Annotated in this window: 6 protein-coding genes and 1 pseudogene; all 7 read right to left on the bottom strand. The window is 61.2% G+C overall.

The window, feature by feature from the left end:
- Window positions 1–881: FAD-dependent oxidoreductase (locus AC5ZGW_RS45185; protein WP_464349817.1), on the bottom strand; the 881-nt coding region annotated here is incomplete at its 3' end.
- An 11-nt stretch (window positions 882–892) separates the two neighbouring features.
- Window positions 893–2,002, bottom strand: coding sequence for an electron transfer flavoprotein subunit alpha/FixB family protein (locus AC5ZGW_RS45180; protein WP_130231408.1), 1,110 nt, complete (start codon window positions 2,000–2,002; stop codon window positions 893–895).
- 13 nt (window positions 2,003–2,015) lie between these two features.
- Window positions 2,016–2,555 (bottom strand): annotated as a pseudogene (locus tag AC5ZGW_RS45175) (hypothetical protein).
- A gap of 467 nt (window positions 2,556–3,022) precedes the next feature.
- On the bottom strand, window positions 3,023–3,364 hold the full coding sequence (nifW, locus tag AC5ZGW_RS45170) for a nitrogenase stabilizing/protective protein NifW (RefSeq protein WP_028169330.1): 342 nt from the start codon (window positions 3,362–3,364) through the stop codon (window positions 3,023–3,025).
- 209 nt (window positions 3,365–3,573) lie between these two features.
- Window positions 3,574–4,761, bottom strand: coding sequence for a homocitrate synthase (gene nifV / locus AC5ZGW_RS45165; RefSeq protein WP_130231406.1), 1,188 nt, complete (start codon window positions 4,759–4,761; stop codon window positions 3,574–3,576).
- Between the two features lie 204 nt (window positions 4,762–4,965).
- On the bottom strand, window positions 4,966–5,436 hold the full coding sequence (locus AC5ZGW_RS45160; RefSeq protein WP_165421516.1) for a Fur family transcriptional regulator: 471 nt from the start codon (window positions 5,434–5,436) through the stop codon (window positions 4,966–4,968).
- A 22-nt stretch (window positions 5,437–5,458) separates the two neighbouring features.
- Window positions 5,459–5,836, bottom strand: a 378-nt coding sequence (locus AC5ZGW_RS45155) for a nitrogen fixation protein NifQ (RefSeq protein ID WP_496114134.1), incomplete at its 5' end; no start/stop codon positions are given.

Raw genomic sequence — 5,836 nt, 5'->3', positions numbered from 1 at the left:
TGCGGGATTGCCTTGTAGCCACCTTCAGGGATGAGGTGCGCAGAATATTCCTTGACCTCCGAGCCCTCGATCAGGGGCGCCACGGATGGATGACGCTTGAAGCGATCGAGCAGCCCATATGGCGTCTCTGCAGTGCTCTGAAAGTCGGCGACGATACAGCCGATGCCGATCGATATGCATTCTTTATTGGCATAGATGAAGCCCATCCCTGTCATGCCGCAAGAAATGGTGCCGGCCGCTTCGACAACGACGCCTTCGTCGCCCTTGAGATTGAAACGGGCCTCGATGGTCTCACGCGGCAAGAAGTGCATTTCCTTAACCGCGAGTGCCACCTTGTCGGGCTTGGGCCGCTCGCGCAGGCGCGCACGCGTACCGAGCAGGCCATTAACGCCTTCGGCCAGTACCACGACATCTGCGTGGATTTCGCCGTCGCGACGATCTGTACGAACACCGATGACTTTCCCATTGGCGTCCCGTACCAGCTCAGTGACCGTGGTCTCGCACAGCACGGTCGCGCCGGCCTCGCGCACTTTCGAGGAGAACCATTTGTCGAACTGCGCACGGATGATCGTGTACCGGTTCGGCCGCTCCTCGTTGAAGTCCTCGGAGCGGTAGTGCACGCCGACATGCGAGCGATCGTCCATCATCCAGAACCGTTGCTCGACGAGATGACGTTCGAGCGGAGCGTCGTCGCGGAAGTCCGGGATTAGTTTTTCCAGCATGTCGGCGTAGAGGATTGCGCCCTGGACATTCTTCGATCCAGCATATTCACCGCGCTCGAGCTGTAGCACCTTCATGCCGCGTTTGGCCATGGCCAGCGCCGCCGCGTTGCCCGACATGCCGGCGCCGACCACGATTGCATCGAACTTCTCCTCGATCATAACAACCTCCTCTAGCTCGCGATCCGGTCGCGCGAATGCGGCGAAAGCCGTGCACGAAAAGCGGCCGTCAGCGCGGGTAACAAGTGCATAGCGTCATTGACGATGCCGATGTGGGCGAAGTCGAAGATCGGTGCGTTCTTGTCGGTATTGATGGCAACGATCAGATCTGCGCCCTCTACGCCGACCCGATGCTGGATCGCGCCGGAAATACCTGCGGCAATATAGAGCTTCGGCCGGATGGTCTTGCCGGTCTGGCCGATCTGCCGGTCGGAGCTGACCCAGCCCTTTTGTACCAGCGGCCGCGAACAGCCATATTCCGCGCCGAGCACGTCGGCGAGCTGTCGTACCAGCTGGAAACTCTCCGGCGAGCCCAGCCCCAGCCCGCCGGCGACGACGGCGTCGGCGTAGGCAAGATTGGATTTGGCCGAATCACGGTCCGGCATGAAGGATAGCACCTTGGTGACGATGTCTTCTTCGAGCAGGCGGAGCGGATGGATGATAATGCGGGCGGCATCGCGCGCGAGGCGCTCTGGCATCGGCATCACGCGCGGGCGGACGGTTGCCATCTGCGGCCGGTAATTCAAAGTGTAGATCGTGCAAAGCAGCGATCCGCCAAATGTTGGACGCGTGGCCGCAAGCGAACCATCCGCGTCGACATCGAGCTCGGTGCAGTCGGCGGTGAGACCCGTCAGTAGGGTGGTGGCTACCGAGCCCGCAAGATCGCGACCGAGCGTGGTTGCGCCCAACAGCAGGATCTCTGGCTTATAGGTGTTGACGAGATCGGTCAGCGCCTTCGTGTGGGACTCGTTGCGATACTCCGACAGCACATTCTCGCTCACGAGATAGGCTAGGTCGGCGCCGTAGCAGAAGGACTCGAGCGCGGCGTTACGCGCGGCCTCGCCCTCCGGGCCGATAACAACCGCAGCGAGATCGACCTTCAGCTTGTCGGCAAGCTTGCGGCCCGCACCCATGAGTTCCCAGGAGACTGGATGCACCTGGCCGCGCTCCTGCTCGACGAAGACCCAGATATGCTTGTAGGCCTTAAAGTGCTCCGGCAATTCTCTTTTCGCTCCTGCGCGGCCGCCCGCGACCGGCGTAGGAGCTGTGGTGATGTTGCTCATAGCCTTGTCCCCCTCACAACCCGCGCGCCTGCGCCACAAGACCGGTTTCTAGCTTGGGTCGGCCCTTCAAGATGGCTTTCATCAGCAACTCGGTCGGCTGCTTCGTGGCTCCCATCCGCCTCCTCTCGGTTTGTGGCGAAGGCGCAAAGACACGCTTGACTATGATCGGCGAGCCGCGCACGCCGCATTTCGAGATGTTCTCGACGCTGGCCTCCTGCTCGCTCCATTTCACAACTGGCCCCAGCGGCGCGCGCAGGGCGTCGGTTATGAGACCGCGGCAAATCTGGCTCGCTTCCGGCATGGTTGGCAAGGCACGGCAGCTCTGTGCGCAACATCGACGCGCCGCGTTCGGCGCGGCGCTACACATCGAGCCTGGTGAGCGCGGTGATCTTACTGGAGAACTTTTCACGCAATAAGCGCGCGGCCTCGCGCGCAAACAAGGCGTCTTGTTTGACGATACTCGCCGACCCTGACGCAAGATCGTGTTGGTAAGGGGATTGACGCCGATCTGCGCGAAATCGGGAACCTGCTTGATGGAAACGATACTGTGCATGCCTTCTCCAGAGGTAGCGTGGAAACGCGAGTTACCCATTAGCGGCCAACGCCCGGTCAATCCCAGCCTCAACGGCGTCAAAGATAAGTTCGAACGGCATTAACGCGAGCGTGAGCCACAAGATGACGCCGGCGCAAGCGGCGAGCAGTAACGGTAACATGATTGGTCTTTCTCCAAATCTCATCTCGGACGGCAACAATTCTGTGTACGCCGGCGCCAATGACGGACTTGGCCGGAGAACAGCAAGTGTCGTACCAGTTGCACGCGATCGAAAATCAGAGCTCCGATCAATGACTTGAGAAAAATTGATGAGGGGTCAGTTAGCATCGCAGACAATACAATCCGCCCATACGTCGGGAAGGCGACAGCGTGGCTTCGCGCGTTGCTGTAGAGAGTTGATCTGGAGGAAGGCGAATGGCACAACACACCGCACCGACATGCAGGCAGATCTGAACTGATACATGAGGCTATTTCAGCGAGCTCAACGGCACGAAGGCCGCCGGTTTCTTGGGCTCGGCGACCGCATCCTTCAAGACCTTGAACACCCGCTGATCGATCGGCGAGGACGCCACGAAATCGGCATAAGCCTGCTCCAGCACCGCCTTGCACCGCGCCGTGACCTCCGCCTCTGCGCTACCTTCGAATTGTTCCTTGGCGAGATATTGCCCCATGCGCCTTAAGATATGCAGGCGCGCGACATTGACGATCTTGGGGTCGTAGTCGACGCCAAGCAGCGCAAAAAAATCTTCAGCCGACGAGGCCTTGTTGAGCCGATCCAGGATGCTGGCTGCCCTCTGTTTGTTGCTCATCGAAACTTTCCTTTGGGTTAGGCCCTCCGGCCGGTGGTCGGGACGCAGCACAGGCTGGTCACTTCTTGCGACGCTGCTTCGCGCACGCGGCGCTCTATATTGCCTACGTAGACTATGCGTTGGCGCATCAGTGCGAGCAGCGAGGATTTCCGCGGCGCGCCCACGGTTTCGAAGTGATCGGCCGTAATGGTGCCGGACCATGGCCCGCCTCACGCGCAATTTGTCAACGAGCGCTCGCGGATGTCGCGCCAGATCGCCACCACCGTCTCGCGCGCCACCGGCCGCTTGTGCTCGGTGGCTTGTTTTCGCACCCGCGAGAGGATCTGTTTTGTCTCCTCGGAGCTGGCGGCGAGCTGCAACTCGTCAAGGAGCGTCGTGATCGCGGACAGCCCGGAATGCTTGCCGATCACAATATGATTGAACCGACCAAGCAAATGGGGGTCGAGCCACTGATAGGTGCGTTGATCCTGCAATAAGCCATGCACATGAATGCCGGATTCATGGGTGAACACATGCTCCCTGACGATGGCCTTGTTCAGAGGAATTGCACGTGCAGCCGCGGCTGCCACTACCGCGGCGACGTTCTCGAGCTCCGGCAGCACGATGCCGGTGGCGCGCCCGTAGAGCTGTTTGAGCGCGACGGCGACTTCTTCCAGCGGCGCATTGCCCGCTCGCTCGCCGAGCCCTATGACGGTCACCGAGGCGTGGCTCGCGCCCCCCTTGATGGCGGCGAGCGTATTGGCGGTTGCGAGCCCGAGATCGTCATGGCCGTGAAATTCGAGCTCGAGATCGGTGGTCGCGCGCAAACGCGCGATCAGCGCATAGGTGGAGTCGGGATCAAGCACACTGAGCGTATCGGCAATGCGAAAGCGCCGTGCGCCCGCGGCTTTTGCGATGGCGATCAGCGTGATGAGAAAATCGACGTCAGCGCGGGAGGAGTCTTCGCCGCCGACGGCGACCTCAAGCCCCCGCTCGCGGGCGTAACTGACCACCCGCCTCACCTGCTCTAGCGCCAGCTCGCGGTCACCGCTAAGCTTGGCGGCAATCTGCACGTCAGATGCCGGAATCGAGACATTGACCATCGACACCTTGGCCTCGATCGCCGCATCGACATCGGCTTCACGCATCCGGCACCAGCCGATGATGGTGAGCGGGAGACCGGCCTCAACGATGGCGCGGATGGCGGCGATCTCTTCACCGCCCATCCCCGGCGTCCCGGCTTCGATCTCGGTAACGCCGGCCCGCGCCAGCGCCCGCGCGATCGCCACCTTTTCGTCGGTGGTGAAGGCAACGCCAGGCGCCTGTTCGCCGTCGCGCAGTGTCGTATCGTTGAGCACGATCGGACTTCCCGATGCCGTCTCGGACCATGACGGTTTGGCAGAGGCGGCGGCGATCATGCGAAGCTCCTTGTTGTCTTTGGCAAAGCAAGGCTTCAGCAACCCGCATGCCACGCCGGCACCCGCCCCAAGCTGTTGAACAAGCACACAGTTTTTGGCTCAGCCGGGTTGTCGCAAACGCGACAGCGTGGCAAAGTCGACGCGTCGGCTTATCTCAGGGCGCGATCGCTTGGCATCAACTCGGCTTGCGACCCAGATGGATGATCAGATCGACGCGCGAGACTGCGTGGCCGGCAGCGGCACGGGAACATTCACAAGCAGGGGATTCGCATCGGGACCGTTGAGCAGGATATCGTCGCCGCCCAGATAATAATGCGGATGCGGCGTGGTGTTGGTGTCAAAAAATGATCGCGAACCGTCAACACGGATCCGACCCGATAGGCCGGCTCGCGTGAACTGGTTCAAAGTCTTGTAGACGGTAGACTGTGAGACCGGAAAGCCGGTCTCACGCGCCTCGGCAAATAACATCTCTGCGGTGACATGCCGCTCGCCCCTGGCAAACAACAACTCGCTTAAGATCACGCGCCGGCGCGTCGGGCGCAGCCCGGCCTTGAGCAACATATCCTTCCAGCCGGCGTCGGGACATTGCCTGCTGAATTGGGCGCAGGTCGTATCCACCTGCACCTCGTCGAAGCCAGCGCGATCCGCGCGGTCATCGGTTGGAAGTCTGGCCAACGGACGATCCATCCCGTGTTGCTCACATAGGCCAGATGCTGGCGGCGTCCGGGTTAGCCGCCCGCAACAGAACGTCACGCCGGCGCTCAGCCATCCGGCTCTCGCCACTTTCATCGCCAAAGCAGCGGTTGAAGTCCTTACATTGCGTGCACACCGGTGTCGTGCACATCACAAGGCCGTCGCCCTCGCACAGCATGCGATAGAAGAACCGCTTCCAGCGCATATTGTTGACATTGCGCGCGGCGAGCGGCGCGAAATGGCGGCTTAAGAGGCGGGATAATTCGCCACGATTGCGCAATCCGAGGTCTTCCCAGAGGTGATTTGGCTCGATCGCGCGACGCGCGATCATCGCAGCCAGCCAGTTGCCGATATCCCCTTCGGTCGAGCGTTGCGTGAGCAG

The organism is Bradyrhizobium sp. Crot121 (assembly GCF_059512385.1).
Note: the sequence above shows the minus strand (reverse complement) of the source record. Positions and strands in the feature narration are given on the sequence as shown.